Raw genomic sequence first — 16,255 nt, 5'->3', positions numbered from 1 at the left:
TTCGTGGAATGATAAAACAAAGAGGCATAAGTCGCAGCATTCATGAAAATCGGTTGGGGAAAACTCATTGAAATGATAAAATACAAAGCAAAATGGTATGGTCGTGAATTTGTACAAATTGACAGATGGTTTCCTTCAAGTAAAAAAATGCTGTATATGTGGTGAAATAAACCATGGTTTAGGTCGTGAAGAACGAGAATGGGAATGTCCACATTGCCATAGCCTCCTTTCTAGGGATTTGAATGCTGCAATTAATATTTTGGTAGAGGGTTTGCGCGCCGTAGGTTCGCCGGTGCTTAGCTTAGTAGATTTCATGCATATATTCCCTACAGAGTTCCTAAATAAACTACTGAACTCTTGTGACATAAATAAAAATATTATATGCATGGCCTAAGAATCTCAGGCTTCTACAAGCCGGTGAGGTTCAAAAAAGGCACATATGCAGTAAAAATCACTTACTTAAAGGACGCTCTCACTACAAAATTAAAAGTTAAATGATTTTGGTGGATTTAACAGTTGATTGGTGATGTTGAGTCTTAATTTATCCAATACGTGGTTAGTATGATGAATTTATGGTTAAGGGTATTGCCCTTAATATTTAAATTCATATGATTCTTCAATTTCCATCATATTTCTTATTTCCGCAGTTGCATTGTCGAGGTAAAATACTCCCATTTCCAAACCGTTTGCTTCGTAAACTTCTTTAATTTGAGGCATTTGTTCGAAAGCTATTTCGACAACAGCATCATTTTTTTCCAAAACAGCTTCTCCGTAATATCTGAGGAAGTGTTCACCGTCCCATGCAGCCACTTCTGTGTTTGGATTTACTTCTAACTGTTTGTAGACATCTTTATAGGTTCCCACTGTGAAATAAAGTTTGTCTTCATAAAATACAAGACCTCCTAAGGGTCTTACTTTTGGTTTGTCTCCGTTTACGGTTGCAAGGTAGAATGTACCTGCTTTTTCCAGAATTTCTTTTACTTTTTCAATATTTGACATTTTTACACCTTAATGTTGTGTTTGTTTATAAATTTTTAATTTTAGATATATGGATGATTAATATTTAAAACATTCCTTTTGGTGATTGTCGATGATTCCAATGGCTTCGAGATATGAGTATATTATGGTCGGGCCGACAAATTTCATTCCTCTTTTTTTCAAATCCTTTGAAATGTTGGAGGACAATTCAGATTCTGTTAAATATTCGGCTTTTATAACTTCACCATCGGTAAATCCCCATATATATTTATCAAAACTTCCGAATTCCTTTTGAATCTCAATGAAAATCTGAGCATTGTTTATTGCTGAAGTGATCTTGCCTTTGTGGCGGATAATGCCTTCATTTTCCAAAAGCTCATTTATTTTATCCTCGCCGTAATCGGCTACTTTGGCTACATCAAAATCATCAAATGCTTTTTTGAAGTTTTCCCTTTTTTTGAGTATGGTTATCCAGGAAAGACCTGCCTGAAAGGATTCCAGAACTAAAAACTCAAACAGCTCCCTGTCGTCATGGGTTGCAACTCCCCATTCCTCATCATGATATTTCACATATATGTCTTCAACATCTTCTGCCCAGTTGCATCGTCTTTTTGTCATAGAAATAATTATTACTTATTTAATTTAAATATATTATTAAGAATTGTTTATCTGTTATGGTTAATTTTTACTTTTTTTTGAATTAATATAACATTTAATGAATTATTTTCTGGAGAGATTATATGTCAGATTTAGGTTTTGGAATGATGAGGCTCCCTCTTTTGGATGAGAATGACGTCACAAATATCGATGTGGAACAGGTTAAGAAAATGGTTGATGTTTTTATGGAAAATGGGTTCAATCATTTCGATACTGCTTTTGTTTACCATGAAGGGGTCGGTGAAAAGACTTTTAGGGAATGTGTAGTTGACAGATATCCTCGTGATTCATTTAAAATTTCAACAAAACTTCCTTTATTCGTAATCACTGAAGAATCACAGTTGGAACCAATATTTGCTCAACAACTTGAAAATTGCGGTGTTGACTATTTTGATTACTACATGCTTCACAATGTCAGCGGGTTTACCGAAAACGCCTGGAAAAATGTGGATTTATATTCATTTATTGAAAAGAAAAAGCAAGAAGGATTCATTAAGCATATCGGTATTTCCACTCATGGAAATGCGGAATTTTTGGAGGAAATACTCTTTGAACATCCTGAACTTGAGTTCGTTCTCCTTCAGATCAACTATCTTGACTGGGAAGATGAAGGAATTGAATCCAAGAAATGCTGGGAAGTAGCAAGAAAATACGGCAAAAAGGTAAAAGTTATGGAACCTTTTAAAGGAGGATTTTTGGCGGATGTTCCTGAAGAAGCAGAAAAACTGATGAAGGATTACAATCCTGATGCGCCAGTCACATCCTGGGCAATGAGATTTGTTGCAGGTCTGGATGATGTGTGCATTACTTATTCCGGTGCAAGTAATCTTGACCAGCTGAAGGAAAATATGGAATCATTCAAGAATTACACTCCTTTAAATGATGAGGAACTTGAGATAATTAAGGAGGTTTCAGAAATTATCAACAGCAACATCACTGTTGACTGTACAAAATGCAGATACTGTGTTGATTCATGTCCTGAGGAAATCAATATCGCCAAAATATTCGATTTGTACAATAAGGAAAAGATAGTCAATAAAAAAGATGAGCCATGGACTCAGTTTGGAAATGCTTATCTCAATTATTCAAAGCTTCCTGATGTTGGAATTGCTTCAGACTGCTCAGAATGTGAAAGCTGCATAGAGGAATGTCCTCAGCAGATCAACATTCCTGAAGTGCTGAAGGATGTTGCCAAAACATTTGAAACTGAAGGTTATGGGTTTACCCAATAATCCTTTCTATTTTTTTTAAAATATTTAACAAATTTTAATAACAATTAAAAATATATTTATAAATAGTTAGTTTATGAGGATTTATTATGATACCTGGTATGAATAAAAAACAAATGAAACAGATGGAAAGGCAAATGAAGAAAATGGGTATGAAAATGGAGGAACTCGAAGGGGTTCGCCAAGTAATAATCCGTTTCGATGAAAAAGAATTAATCATAGATAATCCTGGCGTAAGCCTTATGAATGTTATGGGTCAGGAAACCTATCAAGTAGAAGGTAAAGCTCGTGAAGTTGCTCTTGAGTATGAAATTGAAATCCCTGATGAAGATGTTGAAATGGTAGCAAACACTGCTGGAGTATCACAGGATGAAGCAAGAGCCGCCCTTGAAGAATGCAAAGGGGATTTGGCAGAAGCTATAATGAAACTTAATCAGTAGATAAAATGACAGTTATTGCACATATTTCCGATTTGCATGTCGGAATGACTAGTTTTGATGAAAATGTTTTCCTCAAGGCCGTGGATGAAATTAATAATGCACGACCTGACATGATTATATTGACTGGGGATTTGACCGATAATGGTTATTATAGAGAATTTCAACAGGTTAAAAAATATTTGGAATTGTTTGAATCTCCGCTGTTTGCCATTCCAGGAAATCATGATTCCCGTAATTTAGGATATCAAACTTTCGAAGAGTTAATTGGAGAGAGAAGTTGGAAATTGACTATGGGAGGTAATCTGACTGTTATTGGTTTGGACAGCAGCACTCCTGATGAAAACAGGGGCCATATAGGAAGACCTCAACATCTGTGGTTGGATCATCAACTGGAGGATTGCGTTCGCAATAATCATTTCTCCATCGTTGCACTGCACCATCACACAATACCTGTTCCTAATACAGGCCGTGAGAGAAACATCCTGTCCGATTCTGGAGATATCCTGAATACCTTGACTTCACGGGGTGTTAATCTGGTTTTGTCAGGTCACAAGCATGTTCCGAATATCTGGAAGTTAAATGATTTGATAATAGTTAATGCAGGTTCATTATCATCAAATAAGCTAAGGGGCAAGCATGGAAATTCCTATTTTATGTATTACATGAGTGATGATGAAATTGAGATTTATTTACAGAATGTTGGTGGCGAAAGATTTTTATTGGAAAAAACTTCTATAAATCCTTTGTAAATTAAGTTTAAATATTAAAAAAATATAATATGTATACTGATAAATTTTAGATATGATAAAAATTAGGTGATATTATGAAAGTTGTCGTTGATGCTTCTAATGTGGCTTATTATGTAAAAAATGAAAATGGTCAACCTCAAATGGCTAATATTCTCGCTGCTGTAAAGGCTTTAGAAGAAGGTGAGGATGAATTTGTAATTATTGCTGATGCGTCACTTCGTCATGATATTGATGATAAGGAAAAATTTTTAAAACTGCTGGAAAGTGATAATGTAGAGGAAGTTCCTGCAGGAAATGATGCAGATCATTTTATTTTAGAAATTGCCACTGCTGAAAAAGCTAAAATATTATCTAATGATAAATTCAGAGATTATGCTGCTGAATTCAGAAACATCTCTTCATTTAGAATACCGTTTATTATTGACAATGGAAGGCTCACATTCGGGAAACCTAAAAAACCTAAAAAGGATAAGAACATCCTTCAAAACATTTGTGATGAAATCATAAAGGAATTGAACTTTAAAAAATGGGAAATCTATACCGGTAAGGAAGGTTTGGAAATTTCCCCATTGAACATTGCCAAACAGGCCATTATCCGTATTGACAATGAAAACAATTCAGATTCCAGACTTGAAAATATCTTTTCCAAAATCCCGATGTTCAACAAGATTGTAGAAATGGTTGACGATGTTGAAGTTGCAGCCCCATATGTTATTTTCGTACTGGTCCATCCTAAAGATTATAAATTGGCAGTTAAAAATGCAGGTAATATTTCAGTAACAATTGCTGACAGGTTAGGTCTTGAGAAAAAACCTTTAATTGCTGTTAGAAACGATTTATTCACAAAACCCGGTAACTTTGAATTGAATATTTTACTTGCAGATGAAGTAACTGAAAATGCTCCATATAATATTTTGGTACGTGTAAGTGCCAATGATGAAGTATTCATCAAAAGGAACTCAAGAAATATTGCAAGCACTATCGCCGGCAGACTCGGTTCTTGGAAATTCCCATTTGTATCTGTAAAACCGGATATGCTGCTTGAAAAACCGGGAGATTTCGAAATAGAACTGGAGAAAGGAGGATCTTTCGATGACTAGCTTTTTATCTAAAGCTTACATTAAGCTCACAACAAAGCTTAATCCCATTTCAGTCGGAACAAAATTTTTTCCAACAAATTCCCTGGAAACAGAATATGTGGAGTTATTTAATTATACTCAGACCATTCTATTTGAACTTGAGAAAGCTGAAATCACTTCAGATTCAATTTTAGAAAATCTCATAAGGGATGTTGGCGGGGAAAATATTCCTAAGGATTATAATTTTTATGAAATAAGTCCTGCTGAAAACAGGGTAGAGGAATACGCTTTGGTTAGTAATATTATCATGGGTAGTGACCGGTATTTATATGTTGAATTGCAGAATCCCTCTAATCTGATTAATATTTTTGTTAAGATTATCCAAAATGAAAAAGGAGAAATTGTCGAAAAAACAGCTACTGAACTGGTAGCTAAGATGTTAAGTAAAAATGATGCCATTCGTGTTGCTATTGAACTTATTGGTATAGGATTATCAGAAGGCGCTCAGGTCATATCTGCTGTTGGAATGACAGGAGCCGCTTCAATAGAAAGAGCAATCCATTATACTCAAAGTGTCGGCAGTTTTCCAGGAATTGCATTTACAAAACTCGGAGGGGAATATGCACTTGTATTCGATTCTCCGTTTTTACTTCAGGAATCTCATCCTGTGGATTTGGAAAATTATTTATTCATTGATCTGATTGATTCCACCAAATTCATTGATAAGAATGGTAGGACTCAATTGGTTGACCTTATGACCGGAATTAAGAATTTCATCGAAACTGAATGTGACGGTGAGCTCGAAGGTTATAGGGAAGGTGGAGACGACTTTATTGCAAGATTTCCATCTAAAGATTTAGCTATTCGTGCAGGACTCGATGCCGCATGGTTTGCTCTTGATAATGGTGCTAAAATTAGAGCAGGTGTTGGAAGAAGCAGACGTGAAGCGGGAGAGCGTGCACAGTTGGTTGATGATTTACCATCAACTTCACCATTGTCATTAGTCGTATTTGAATTGGCTAATGGATTATATGCTTACAATATTCCTTCAGAATTTTCAAGAACATTAATTAATTTGGTCGAAAATGAAAAAGCTAAATTAATAGGAGTATTTGCATTTGTATTTATATTTGTATACCTGATGTCCATTCTGGGATTGGGAATGTTCGGTTTTGTTGGAATAATACTGGCTTTAATATATGCATTTTTCGCATAATTGATTAAAAAGAGAATTAATATGGCACGAAGAAGAGACGATAAAAGAGTTTTAAGAGCGGGCAATGGGAGAGATAATTCCCGTAAAAGGAGATTGCCTACTCACTTTAGAAATAATAATCGCAACAATCGTCGACAGAATAATTATTCAAGAAATAACCATAAACAAAAGAAATCTCACAGCGGCAAAACTGTTTTGTTAATGATTCTGATATTGCTGGCTTTTATCATTGGTGCCGGAAGCGGAGTTCTATTGAGTTTTGACGACGGCAACAGTACTGAGCAAAACCAAACATACGTCCAAAACGTTACTGTCGAGATGACTTCCAATTTAAACAATACTACTGAGGTTGTTTTTGAAGAAGCAGACCAGGTTGATTTTAACGAAAATCAAAGTTCTGAAATCTTAGGTGCCGAAGAAAATCCTTATTATGATTATAGTCAGCTTCAACAAGGTTATTAATAGTGATTTTTATGGATTTTATTAGAGAACTTGATGGCGGATTTTCAGTTATTGAAAATCTCAGGGTATCTGGCGCTCGTGAAGGTAAATTTGGAGTAACAATTATTCATTGTCCAAACAGCACAGCATCCGCTGTTTTCACTTCAAATAAAGTTGTAGCAGCACCAGTTAAATATACAAAAAATGTCGTTAAAAACGGAAAGGTTTCAGCCGTATTCGTTAACAGTGGAAATGCCAACTGTTTTACTGGCGAGCAAGGATTTAAAGACTGTGAAACTTTAGTTGATTTGGTTGCCCGTGACTTGAAGGTGCCTTCTGAGGAGATTGCCATTTCTTCAACTGGAGTAATCGGCCGTGAAATGCCTATCGATACTATTTCTAAAGTTGCTTATGAATCCCTTTCCAAGTTGGGAAGCGGTCCTGAAAATTCCCTTGCGGCCGCAAAGGCTATAATGACAACCGACACTTTTCCAAAGGAATGCGCTGTTGAGGTAACATTGACAACAGGTGAAGTCGTTAAAATTGCCGGCATCACAAAAGGAAGCGGAATGATTGCACCGAATATGGGAACAATGCTGTCATTTATCGTAACTGATGCAATAATTCCATCAGATATGATAAAAAAAGCATTAAAGCAAGCTGCTGATATAAGTTTCAACATGATTGTTGTTGACGGTGATGAAAGTACAAACGATACCTGTCTGATGATGGCAAACGGAGCATCAGGTGTTGACGTTGCAAAAGACGGAAAATTGGATTCCAATTTCCAGGAAGCCTTAAACCATCTCTGCATTGATTTGGCTAAAAAGATGGCTCGTGACGGTGAAGGAGCTACAAAATTCATTGAAGCCAATGTCGTCGGTGCAAAAGACGATGAAGATGCAAGGTTGGCGGCAAAATCAATCATCTCTTCAAGTTTATTTAAATCTGCAGTATTCGGCGGAGACCCTAATTGGGGCAGAATTGTATCAGCCATTGGATATTCTGGCTGTGATTTGAATCCTGATATTGTAACCATTGCAATAGCAGACGATGAGGATGATGTTGATCTTGTAAGAAAAGGTGAAATTCTGGCGTTTGAAGACACACCTTACCTTGAGAGAGCCGAAAAGATAATGCAGTCCAAAAATGTCACTGTGAATATTGACATGTTTTTGGGTGATGGTGAGGCTACCGCTTGGGGTTGTGATTTAACTTATGATTATGTTAAAATCAATGCAGAATATACCACTTAAAGAAAACCTTTAAATATCTTGAAAACAAATATTTTTTTGTTATATATATTTCTAATTTTATGATTATCAACTTACAAGGAGGGGAAAATATGGCAAAAGTTAAAGGAACTAACAGAAGAACCAGACAAAAAAGAAGTTATACCAAACCTGGTAGTAAAAGAGGAAGAGGAGTAAAACAAACCTGGAAAAAATAATCCTCTTAAACTTTTTTTTATTAATTAACTATTTTTTTTAAATATCATTCTATTTGTAAAAAATTATAACTATTTTTTAAACATTGAAATTTAGGTGACATTATGATGATGCCGGAAAATGGACACAGGGCTCACGGATTTTCAAGCGCTATGTTTTTGGATTCAGATGAAATCTTAAATGAATTGAACCTTAAAGGCAACGAAGTGTTTATGGATGCAGGTTGCGGTGACGGTCACAATGCAATAAAACTTTTGGAAGACTACAATCATAAGGGAATTGTCTATGCTGTTGATGTCTATGATGCTTCCATTGAGGATATGGAAACCTACAAAAAGGAAAATAATGTGGAAAATCTAATCAACATCGAGGCAGATATTACAGAAGGAATTCCTGGTGTTGAGGATGGGTCTGTTGATGTCGTTTTGCTTGTGAACGTTTTCCACGGTTTTAAGGCTTCACGAAAACTTGATGAGGCTGTTGAAGAGCTGAAAAGAATAATCTCTTCAGAAGGTAAAATAGCCATAATGGATTATAAGGCATGGGATGTTCCGAAAGGGCCTCCTACACCGGTAAGGTCTTCTCCTCAGGAACTACAAGAATTATTTGCAGGTCATGGCCTTGAAAAAATATATCTGAACGAGGAGATTGGTGAGGATATTCCTGAAGGAAAATCTCATTATTTAATTATGTTTAAGAAAAATTAATTTTGTTAAAATTAAATATAACTAATTATGAGTTGCACTAAATGATACAAGTTGACAAATGCGCCAACGATTATACTAAAAAACTTTGGAATCCTCAGATTCTATAAGTGGGGATAGTTCAATGAATAAATTAAGTGATAGCATGACATGGGATTTAACAGATATCGGAATTGAAGAAGGACAGAAATATGAAGGAATTTACACCACCATGAGTAAGGATGGGGTAAAAAATGCAGCGCCAATTGGAATAGTATGCAAAGGAAAGGATAAACTAGGTTGCAGATTATTTGTAGGTACACAAACCTTAAAAAATATTATGGAAACCCGCAGATATGTTGTAAACATTACATTCGATCCCATTAATTTTGTAAATTCAACCATTGGAAATCTGGATATTGAAGAATTTACGGATGATGAGGATATTGCAATACTGAAAAATGCGGAAGCATATATCATATGTGATGTTACAGACATGAGAAAAATGGATCCCATCAAAGACCATGTAACATCCAGTGGCGAAGCATATTTCATAAACAGTGATGTTGTAGAGATTGTCAAAAATCATCCATGTGCAAAAGCTTTAAACAGAGGGTTATTTGCACTTCTTGAATGTCTTACAAACTATACCCGTCTTGATCTTGTAAGTGAAGAACAGCAGGAGTATTTTGTTGGTAGATTCAATGAAAACAATCGTATGATAAAGAGGGTTTCAGGCGAGGATACAAAAAAAGCCATGGAAATTCTTAAAAACAGCATGATTGAAAAAGGTTATGATGTTGAATAGAAATTATTTTTAATATAATTGCGCAAGAAGCCTCAGGCTTCTTTAAGTCGTAATTATTGAAGCTATTATATGTGTATTGATTGTTTTGAGAAAAATCCTTAAAAACCAATCCAATCAATCAAAAAAATGGACAAAAGAAGAAAATCATCATAAAATAAAATTTTGTCAATGCCTTTTAAAAATCATTAAATACTATTTTTTATAGATTTTAATTTAGAAAAATTTTCACGATAAGAAATAAGGCATTATTAATTGATGCATTTTTTAATATTAATAACTTTTAATTGGGTAAAATCATGATTTTTGCAGCTATTTTGGCAGGTGGAATAGGATCAAGGATGGGAGGTACCGATACTCCCAAACAGTTTTTGCCTCTTGGCGACAAGCCTGTCATCATTCACACTATTGAAAAATTTGTAATTAACAGTAAAATTGATAAGATTATTGTACTGACACCTCAAAATTATGTCAATCATACAAACCATCTGATTGAGGAGTTCATTGGTCTAAATGATGATATAATTGTTATTGAAGGTGGCGAAACCAGAAACGATACTCTATTGAACAGCATTAATTTCATCGATGAGAATTTCGGAATTGATGATGAGTCCATAATTCTTACACATGATTCTGTAAGGCCGTTTGTAACTCACAGAATCATTGAAGACAATATTGATGCTGCTATAAAATACGGTGCCTGTGACACTGTTATTCCGGCTACCGATACCATTGTTGAAAGCATCAATGGGAAAACTATTGAAAGCATCCCTGTGAGGGATTATTATTACCAGGGCCAAACCCCTCAGACATTCAATATAATGAAACTTTTCAATTTAATCAATAGTTTGACTGAAGAGGAAAGCAATATCCTAACCGATGCATGCAAAATCTTCACACTTAAAGACGAGGATGTGTATCTTGTCGATGGTGAAGTGACAAATATCAAGATTACATACCCTTATGACTTGAAACTGGCAAACACTATACTTGAGGATGGAAATGATTAATATTGTATATAGACTAAAATCTCCAAAGTTCTTTGAAGAATCGATTGATGAAATAGAACTGGACGGCGTTGTTGTACGACCGACCCATTTGTCAATCTGTCAGGCAGACCAAAGGTACTATCAGGGCTCAAGGCCTGTCGAGATTCTCGAAAAGAAGCTTCCGATGGCACTGATTCATGAAGGAATCGGAGAAGTGGTATATGATAGTGAAAATAATTTCCAATCAGGAGATAAAGTCGTGATGATTCCAAACACTCCTGCCGGCGATGATGTTTGCAAGGCTAATTATTCGTATTCATCCAAATTCCGGGGAAGCGGATTTGACGGTTTCACTTCAGATTTGATAAAACTTGAATCAGACAGGGTTGTAAAGATTCCTCAAAATTTCAATCCTTATGTTTCATCATTCATTGAACTTCTGAGTGTAGCTTATCAGGGAATAGTCAGATTTGAGGAGCTGGCAATCACTCCAAAGTGTGTTTTGGGTGTTTGGGGAGATGGCAATCTCGGTTTTATCACAACTTTGCTTTTAAAGGTGATGTTTCCGGATTTCAAAGTTATCATTTTCGGAAAACATCTGGAAAACCTGAATCTGTTCTCATTTGCGGATGAAATCTATAGGATTAATGATGTTCCAAAGGATTTGACTGTTGACCATGCATTTGAATGTGTAGGATCAAGCGCATCGCAAACTGCAATTGACCAGATAATCGATTTGATCAATCCTCAGGGTACAGTAAACCTTTTCGGTGTCAGTGAATATCCTGTTCCAATAAATACCAGAATGCTTTTGGAGAAAGGTTTGACCATTCAGGGCAACAGTAGGTCTGAAAGGGAAGACTTCATAGGTGTCGTCAGCCTTCTGGAGAAAAATCCTCATATGTTTGACTATCTGGAAAAACTGGTTACCAATGTCTGTGAAATAAATTCCTTGAATGATTTGAAGGAAGCGTTTGACACAGACCACATGTCCAAATTCGGAAAAACAATTTTAAAATGGAATAAATAATTAATAGTGCAGTCTATTAATTATTTTAAATGTTTCAATTCTGTAGTAATGTCTCTCTTCTTTTCTGCATATTAACGGAAGTTTTTTAAGATGCATTATGTCCTCGTTTGTAAGTTTTTCGTTGTTTCTAATTTTTGCCTTGATAAAATCAAGAATGAGTTTGCAGATTGAGATTTCGCCGACTGCCAATTTAATTTTAAATGTTGCATCGGACATTATCTCGGATTCATTTACATACACAGGCACGTCTTTCGGGCAGATTATGTAAATGGACACTTCCTTTTTGCTTTTTTCATATAATTCTTCTGCAAGTTCAACGTATTTTACAAGCTCATGTTCTGAAAATGGGTTGAACTGAAATTCCAAATCGATGAATTCGCAGTCATGTGTCAAAAAGAAATTTCCTTCACTATGGATGTGCTCTGGGAGGTTCAGTTCGTTTATATCCACGCTGCATTTTATCGGCCGTGTGTCATCAAATACTTCGCCTATAATTTTTGTTCTAATTTCAAAATCTTGTTTTCTCATGATATGACCTTTAATTTTTTATTTGTATGGGTTATATCTGTTTTAATAGTTTATAAATTCGTTAGTTTTAAATTAGAACATTTTTATCTAGTTAAATCAATTTTTTAAAGTGTTTTAGATATTATTGATTTTTAGAAATTTTTATAATTGATTTTGAATATAACTATTTGTGGTGATGATGTGGATTATGAAGCCGTAATTTCTGAAAAGTTCCCCAACTGCAATGTTGAAGTCATAACTCCTGATATTTTTGAACTGGAAATGCTGTCTGAATATATTGCAGATGATATTGTCGTTTATAAGCCTCATTCCGTAATGGTTTACAGGCATTTAATCAGATTTTTAATGAATGTGGGCGAAACAGGTAAAATCTATTATTTGGATGGTTTTTCGGATGATGATTTGAAGGTTATTCATGCAGGGCTTTTAAAATTCACCTGGAGAATCGATACCAAGATAAATCTGTTTAAAAATGCAGACCCTGACAGGGAGATTTTAGGTATTGAATAGCTTATTATATGAAAAATTCATCGCAATACTCACAGTAATAGTTGCATTCGATATCACAGCAGTTTCCAATGATTATTTCGCCGCTTAATGAATCAACGGCAAGTTCATCACTGGGCTCTCCGTGATACACTTTTTTCAATTCCCTTTCACATTTTGGACATTTCATCATATAGTTACTTTTTATAGGATTTTGGACATAAATTTAACTGATGTGGTTATTATGATGATTAATATAGCACGTGAATTTAGTACACATTTGGAATCTAGTGATGATGCAACCGAACTGATTGATATTTTAAATAAAATTGATGGTGATGATTTTATAATAGATTTTAAGGAAGTAATGTTTGTTACAATGAATTTTGCTCAGGCTTATTACTCAGCAAAATATGATTCACCTAAAAAGATATCCGAAATCAATCTCTCAGACGAGGTAAGTGTTACCATGGGCGCCGCCGATGAGGCATGCAATCCATAATTTTTTTCATTTTAACTTTTGATTTTTCGATTAAATAAGCAAAGTATTAAATTAACTAAATGATAAAATATAACTATTAAAATAAAATTAGCTATTATTTTTAAAGGCTTTTAAAGTGATTATATTTATAAATATGAAAGGTGTTTAAGTGAGCGAACAAATATTAGAAGTGTTTAACGTTTTAAATTTTTTAAATCATGGGTATGACCTTGATGATATATTGGCTCAAGGTAACTTTGGAACTTTTTCTTCAGCACAGGAATGCATAAGCTATTTGGTTGAAGAAGGATATCTGGAAGGTGAGGTTCCTGTTTCCAAAGACAGTGAAGAGATTACAGCAGAAGAGATATCAAAAAAATACACTGTTGCACAATTAAAAGAAATACTAAAAGAAAATGGCCTTAAAGTTTCAGGTAAAAAAGCGGAATTGGTTGAAAGGGTTTTACCTGTATTGAACAATGATGCGGAACCTTCAGGTTTGGATGTATTTGTTGAAAAAGAAGAATCATATGATTTGGAATTGACCGACAAGGCTCAGGAATTTCTCAAAGAAAATGAATGGATAGACTTATACATGTTTGCCCTTGTGGCATTCAGATTTGAAGATTATCGGACATACTATGAAGGATCCTCTGAAGACAGCGTTACCACTGCACTTAACTTCTGTGATGAGGTTATCTCAAGAGCACTTGTTGCAAATCAGTTCATTGTATTCATTGATGCATTGTCTGCTAAGGCTCATGTTTATGCTTATGATGGTGATTATGATTCATTCATGGATTATGACTTGCAACGATTCATTTTAGGATTAAATCCTATTGTATTGGACCCTCAAACCTATGCCAGTTATGAAATAATCAACAGGGCCAATGTCGAAAACTTGAAAAATGTCCTGGAGAAGCTTGAAATGGGCAGCTTGAAGAAAAGGTTTGATAAGATCTGGGTCAAGTCACATATCAAGAATACAACAGTTCCTAAAAAGACATCCTATAAAACATTGCTGAAAGCTATCGAGGGTGCAGACTTAGAAGAACTTAATTTCGATTTAAGAGTAAAATATTTCGATAAAAAATTCGGTGTTTAAATAAATGAAGTCTAAAATTGCAGGAATAGTTTTAATTATCGGTAGTTTGTACTATTTGTTAGCTGAAGCAATATCTGCAATTTTTTTCAATGACACTCTTTTAAACACTTATCTTTTTCATACAATCAGTGAACTGGGAATACCTAATGCCAATTCCCCATTGTCAATAGTGATGAATTCCGCATTCATTCTGGTTGGTTTAACGCTGATATTTGCCAATCTCTATAAATTCAGGGATTTCATCATTAAAAACAGGACTATTTTTTCAATTTTGACTTTGATTTCCGGAATTGGAGTTATCATCGTAGGTTTAATTCATGGAGGTAATCCTTTAACTTCCGGCTATCATACGCTGGGTGCGGTAATGGTCATTCTCGGTGGAAACATTTTGCTTGTTTTGATTTCAAGGTCAATGGATGATTTTGGTACTTATCAAAAGGCAACCCTGATTTTGGGAGCTTTTGGAATAATCGTGTTTTGGGTCATGTTTTTCAGTATGGGAAGTGTTATCATGCCAGTCTACGAAAGGCTTTCCGTTTACACATTAATTGTCTGGAGTATTATGACTGGAGTCCTCATGCTCAAGGTCTAGAATTTCAAGATACATTTTCCTTAATTCTTCCTTCTCGTATTCGTTATAGTGTTCGTTTTCCTTATCGTTTTCCAGTGCGAAAATCAATAATTCATAAAAGACCTTGTTTAATGAATGACCTTTTTCTGTTAGATGGTACTCAACCTCATCATTTTCAACAATCTTTTCAATAAGTTCATTTTTTTCCATGGTTTTAAGGCATCGTGTCAAAGCCTTGTTGTCCAATGTTTTTCTGTTTGTTTGAAATTCGCTGAAACGTGTTTTTCCTAAAAACAGGTCTCTTAGGATATGCAATGTCCATTTGTTTGAAATGCATTTGATTGCATCCTCAACAGGATTCCTTTCATATTTTTTCTCATAATACTCAAGCTTTCTTTTTTCCATGATTATATTATGAGTTTAGATAATTTTAATTTTTTTCATTTAGGGAATTAAATTTGTTCAAATAGGTTTTAACTAGTTTTAAATGAAAACATTTATATATTTCAGTATGTAATTAAATTTTAAGGTGATAAAATGGCTAATTTAGATGAAAAAATAGAAAAACAAATTTTGTCCATTGTTGAAAAATACCAAAAAGAAGAAAACAGAAATTTGAATTACGTCATTACAGATGATGAAATCACTTTTTTCTCACCAATCAACAACGGTAAGGAAATAACTGTAGAGGATTTACAAATAATCGCTCATATCCTTGAAGGTTCATTTGAAGGAATTGAACTTGTAAATCAGGAATACAGATTCAAATTTAAATGCGGATTATAGGAGTTGCACGGCTCCTAAATATCTTTTTTTTATTATTTCAATATTTTTTCATAGAGATGGAACGTTTGCAAGCCTACGGCATCATGAAAGGCCTCTATTGAATCGACATATTCAAAGCCCAGGCTTTTAAAAACTTTCTTGGTGCCCTTATTCCCATCAATGACATCGATTCTAATTGTTTTTTTATTATTTTTGATTGCACTGCATTCAATCTGGTTAAAAATTTCTTTTCCAATGCCTTGCCCATGGAATTAACGGCAAATGTATGAATCACAACTGTCTCTGATTTTTTTGGCTTTCACAAGCCATTTGATATTGTCATAGGCTTCGCTAATTTCACTGTTAATGGCCACACATGCAATTATTTCATTTTCACGATAAACATACAGTTCTCCTTTTGAAATAGAATTTTCATTGAACTACCTCAACTTATTGAAGTTGAGGATTCCTAGGTTTTTTATTATATATCGTTGGTTATTTGATATTATCCTAGGCTATCTCCCTCGTCCCATGGGTTCAGACAAAAATGTTAATGTTTTGCTTTTTTAAACTTG

The 16,255-nt window shown here is 34.6% G+C and carries 23 protein-coding genes; 18 read left to right on the top strand and 5 right to left on the bottom strand.

The features are described from left to right. Window positions 1-42: 42 nt before the first annotated feature. Window positions 43-165: a zinc ribbon domain-containing protein gene (locus tag ACKI2P_RS10390; protein WP_407377375.1), complete on the top strand. Its 123-nt coding sequence runs from the start codon at window positions 43-45 to the stop codon at window positions 163-165. Beyond that, the gene (locus ACKI2P_RS10385; RefSeq protein ID WP_407377373.1) at window positions 110-394 is read left to right on the top strand and encodes a zinc ribbon domain-containing protein; all 285 of its coding nucleotides are present in this window, start codon (window positions 110-112) and stop codon (window positions 392-394) included. Before ACKI2P_RS10390 ends, ACKI2P_RS10385 begins: the two co-directional genes overlap by 56 nt. Before the next feature lie 197 nt (window positions 395-591). On the opposite strand, the gene ACKI2P_RS10380 is transcribed toward ACKI2P_RS10385, so the two are convergent. Both ACKI2P_RS10380 and ACKI2P_RS10375 read right to left on the bottom strand, forming a co-directional pair. Further along, window positions 592-999 (bottom strand): pyridoxamine 5'-phosphate oxidase family protein, encoded by a 408-nt coding sequence (locus ACKI2P_RS10380; protein WP_407377371.1) that lies wholly within the window; start codon window positions 997-999, stop codon window positions 592-594. Between the two features lie 57 nt (window positions 1,000-1,056). Continuing rightward, complete coding sequence (locus ACKI2P_RS10375) at window positions 1,057-1,596, bottom strand: DNA-3-methyladenine glycosylase I (RefSeq protein WP_407377369.1); 540 nt, start codon at window positions 1,594-1,596, stop codon at window positions 1,057-1,059. A 122-nt stretch (window positions 1,597-1,718) separates the two neighbouring features. Here ACKI2P_RS10375 and ACKI2P_RS10370 point away from each other — a divergent pair, with 122 nt between their 5' ends. From ACKI2P_RS10370 to ACKI2P_RS10320, 11 genes are all read left to right on the top strand, one after another. Next, window positions 1,719-2,867, top strand: a complete 1,149-nt coding sequence (locus ACKI2P_RS10370; protein ID WP_407377367.1) for an aldo/keto reductase — start codon at window positions 1,719-1,721, stop codon at window positions 2,865-2,867. A gap of 86 nt (window positions 2,868-2,953) precedes the next feature. Continuing rightward, window positions 2,954-3,304, top strand: a complete 351-nt coding sequence (locus tag ACKI2P_RS10365) for a nascent polypeptide-associated complex protein (protein WP_407377366.1) — start codon at window positions 2,954-2,956, stop codon at window positions 3,302-3,304. A gap of 5 nt (window positions 3,305-3,309) precedes the next feature. Then, window positions 3,310-4,053, top strand: coding sequence for a metallophosphoesterase family protein (locus tag ACKI2P_RS10360; protein WP_407377364.1), 744 nt, complete (start codon window positions 3,310-3,312; stop codon window positions 4,051-4,053). A gap of 74 nt (window positions 4,054-4,127) precedes the next feature. Next, on the top strand, window positions 4,128-5,153 hold the full coding sequence (locus ACKI2P_RS10355) for an NYN domain-containing protein (RefSeq protein ID WP_407377362.1): 1,026 nt from the start codon (window positions 4,128-4,130) through the stop codon (window positions 5,151-5,153). Then, complete coding sequence (locus ACKI2P_RS10350) at window positions 5,146-6,348, top strand: hypothetical protein (protein ID WP_407377361.1); 1,203 nt, start codon at window positions 5,146-5,148, stop codon at window positions 6,346-6,348. Before ACKI2P_RS10355 ends, ACKI2P_RS10350 begins: the two co-directional genes overlap by 8 nt. Window positions 6,349-6,369: 21 nt before the next feature. Further along, entirely contained in the window at window positions 6,370-6,810 is a 441-nt protein-coding gene (locus tag ACKI2P_RS10345) for a hypothetical protein (RefSeq protein ID WP_407377359.1), read from the top strand. An 11-nt stretch (window positions 6,811-6,821) separates the two neighbouring features. Further along, window positions 6,822-8,045: a bifunctional ornithine acetyltransferase/N-acetylglutamate synthase gene (argJ, locus tag ACKI2P_RS10340; RefSeq protein WP_407377358.1), complete on the top strand. Its 1,224-nt coding sequence runs from the start codon at window positions 6,822-6,824 to the stop codon at window positions 8,043-8,045. A 296-nt stretch (window positions 8,046-8,341) separates the two neighbouring features. Beyond that, window positions 8,342-8,944 (top strand): class I SAM-dependent methyltransferase, encoded by a 603-nt coding sequence (locus tag ACKI2P_RS10335; RefSeq protein ID WP_407377357.1) that lies wholly within the window; start codon window positions 8,342-8,344, stop codon window positions 8,942-8,944. A gap of 121 nt (window positions 8,945-9,065) precedes the next feature. Beyond that, window positions 9,066-9,728 carry a DUF447 domain-containing protein gene (locus ACKI2P_RS10330; RefSeq protein WP_407377356.1) on the top strand — a complete coding sequence of 221 codons (663 nt, stop codon included), beginning with the start codon at window positions 9,066-9,068 and terminating at the stop codon, window positions 9,726-9,728. Between the two features lie 296 nt (window positions 9,729-10,024). Beyond that, on the top strand, window positions 10,025-10,735 hold the full coding sequence (locus ACKI2P_RS10325) for a 2-C-methyl-D-erythritol 4-phosphate cytidylyltransferase (RefSeq protein ID WP_407377355.1): 711 nt from the start codon (window positions 10,025-10,027) through the stop codon (window positions 10,733-10,735). After that, complete coding sequence (locus ACKI2P_RS10320; protein WP_407377354.1) at window positions 10,722-11,744, top strand: zinc-binding dehydrogenase; 1,023 nt, start codon at window positions 10,722-10,724, stop codon at window positions 11,742-11,744. The genes ACKI2P_RS10325 and ACKI2P_RS10320 overlap by 14 nt, the downstream gene beginning before the upstream one ends. Here ACKI2P_RS10320 and ACKI2P_RS10315 read toward each other — a convergent pair whose 3' ends face one another. Beyond that, window positions 11,745-12,272, bottom strand: a complete 528-nt coding sequence (locus tag ACKI2P_RS10315; protein ID WP_407377352.1) for a hypothetical protein — start codon at window positions 12,270-12,272, stop codon at window positions 11,745-11,747. 180 nt (window positions 12,273-12,452) lie between these two features. Between ACKI2P_RS10315 and ACKI2P_RS10310 the strand changes: the two genes are divergently transcribed. Then, entirely contained in the window at window positions 12,453-12,782 is a 330-nt protein-coding gene (locus tag ACKI2P_RS10310) for a hypothetical protein (protein ID WP_407377351.1), read from the top strand. 4 nt (window positions 12,783-12,786) lie between these two features. Here ACKI2P_RS10310 and ACKI2P_RS10305 read toward each other — a convergent pair whose 3' ends face one another. Further along, on the bottom strand, window positions 12,787-12,951 hold the full coding sequence (locus ACKI2P_RS10305; protein ID WP_407377350.1) for a hypothetical protein: 165 nt from the start codon (window positions 12,949-12,951) through the stop codon (window positions 12,787-12,789). A 51-nt stretch (window positions 12,952-13,002) separates the two neighbouring features. Here ACKI2P_RS10305 and ACKI2P_RS10300 point away from each other — a divergent pair, with 51 nt between their 5' ends. The 3 genes from ACKI2P_RS10300 (at window position 13,003) to ACKI2P_RS10290 (ending at window position 14,936) form a co-directional block, all read left to right on the top strand. Then, window positions 13,003-13,260: a hypothetical protein gene (locus ACKI2P_RS10300; RefSeq protein ID WP_407377349.1), complete on the top strand. Its 258-nt coding sequence runs from the start codon at window positions 13,003-13,005 to the stop codon at window positions 13,258-13,260. 148 nt (window positions 13,261-13,408) lie between these two features. After that, window positions 13,409-14,344, top strand: a complete 936-nt coding sequence (locus ACKI2P_RS10295; RefSeq protein ID WP_407377348.1) for an SAP domain-containing protein — start codon at window positions 13,409-13,411, stop codon at window positions 14,342-14,344. 4 nt (window positions 14,345-14,348) lie between these two features. After that, the gene (locus tag ACKI2P_RS10290) at window positions 14,349-14,936 is read left to right on the top strand and encodes a DUF998 domain-containing protein (RefSeq protein ID WP_407377347.1); all 588 of its coding nucleotides are present in this window, start codon (window positions 14,349-14,351) and stop codon (window positions 14,934-14,936) included. Here ACKI2P_RS10290 and ACKI2P_RS10285 read toward each other — a convergent pair. Further along, complete coding sequence (locus ACKI2P_RS10285; protein WP_407377346.1) at window positions 14,889-15,320, bottom strand: winged helix-turn-helix transcriptional regulator; 432 nt, start codon at window positions 15,318-15,320, stop codon at window positions 14,889-14,891. The two genes, ACKI2P_RS10290 and ACKI2P_RS10285, sit on opposite strands and share 48 nt — an antisense overlap. 132 nt (window positions 15,321-15,452) lie before the next feature. Between ACKI2P_RS10285 and ACKI2P_RS10280 the strand changes: the two genes are divergently transcribed. Next, the gene (locus tag ACKI2P_RS10280; protein WP_407377345.1) at window positions 15,453-15,701 is read left to right on the top strand and encodes a hypothetical protein; all 249 of its coding nucleotides are present in this window, start codon (window positions 15,453-15,455) and stop codon (window positions 15,699-15,701) included. Window positions 15,702-16,255 lie beyond the last annotated feature (554 nt).

Source organism: Methanobrevibacter sp. (assembly GCF_045541095.1).
In the GTDB taxonomy this organism is placed as follows: Archaea; Methanobacteriota; Methanobacteria; order Methanobacteriales; family Methanobacteriaceae; genus Methanocatella.
Note: the sequence above shows the minus strand (reverse complement) of the source record. Positions and strands in the feature narration are given on the sequence as shown.

Coding starts and splice junctions, on each gene's coding strand:
- ACKI2P_RS10390 (WP_407377375.1), top strand. CDS start 43: ATGAAAATCGGTTGGGGAAAACTCATTGAAATGATAAAATACAAAGCA.
- ACKI2P_RS10380 (WP_407377371.1), bottom strand. CDS start 999: ATGTCAAATATTGAAAAAGTAAAAGAAATTCTGGAAAAAGCAGGTACA.
- ACKI2P_RS10375 (WP_407377369.1), bottom strand. CDS start 1,596: ATGACAAAAAGACGATGCAACTGGGCAGAAGATGTTGAAGACATATAT.
- ACKI2P_RS10370 (WP_407377367.1), top strand. CDS start 1,719: ATGTCAGATTTAGGTTTTGGAATGATGAGGCTCCCTCTTTTGGATGAG.
- ACKI2P_RS10365 (WP_407377366.1), top strand. CDS start 2,954: ATGATACCTGGTATGAATAAAAAACAAATGAAACAGATGGAAAGGCAA.
- ACKI2P_RS10360 (WP_407377364.1), top strand. CDS start 3,310: ATGACAGTTATTGCACATATTTCCGATTTGCATGTCGGAATGACTAGT.
- ACKI2P_RS10355 (WP_407377362.1), top strand. CDS start 4,128: ATGAAAGTTGTCGTTGATGCTTCTAATGTGGCTTATTATGTAAAAAAT.
- ACKI2P_RS10350 (WP_407377361.1), top strand. CDS start 5,146: ATGACTAGCTTTTTATCTAAAGCTTACATTAAGCTCACAACAAAGCTT.
- ACKI2P_RS10345 (WP_407377359.1), top strand. CDS start 6,370: ATGGCACGAAGAAGAGACGATAAAAGAGTTTTAAGAGCGGGCAATGGG.
- argJ (WP_407377358.1), top strand. CDS start 6,822: ATGGATTTTATTAGAGAACTTGATGGCGGATTTTCAGTTATTGAAAAT.
- ACKI2P_RS10335 (WP_407377357.1), top strand. CDS start 8,342: ATGATGATGCCGGAAAATGGACACAGGGCTCACGGATTTTCAAGCGCT.
- ACKI2P_RS10330 (WP_407377356.1), top strand. CDS start 9,066: ATGAATAAATTAAGTGATAGCATGACATGGGATTTAACAGATATCGGA.
- ACKI2P_RS10325 (WP_407377355.1), top strand. CDS start 10,025: ATGATTTTTGCAGCTATTTTGGCAGGTGGAATAGGATCAAGGATGGGA.
- ACKI2P_RS10320 (WP_407377354.1), top strand. CDS start 10,722: ATGGAAATGATTAATATTGTATATAGACTAAAATCTCCAAAGTTCTTT.
- ACKI2P_RS10315 (WP_407377352.1), bottom strand. CDS start 12,272: ATGAGAAAACAAGATTTTGAAATTAGAACAAAAATTATAGGCGAAGTA.
- ACKI2P_RS10305 (WP_407377350.1), bottom strand. CDS start 12,951: ATGATGAAATGTCCAAAATGTGAAAGGGAATTGAAAAAAGTGTATCAC.
- ACKI2P_RS10300 (WP_407377349.1), top strand. CDS start 13,003: ATGATGATTAATATAGCACGTGAATTTAGTACACATTTGGAATCTAGT.
- ACKI2P_RS10290 (WP_407377347.1), top strand. CDS start 14,349: ATGAAGTCTAAAATTGCAGGAATAGTTTTAATTATCGGTAGTTTGTAC.
- ACKI2P_RS10285 (WP_407377346.1), bottom strand. CDS start 15,320: ATGGAAAAAAGAAAGCTTGAGTATTATGAGAAAAAATATGAAAGGAAT.
- ACKI2P_RS10280 (WP_407377345.1), top strand. CDS start 15,453: ATGGCTAATTTAGATGAAAAAATAGAAAAACAAATTTTGTCCATTGTT.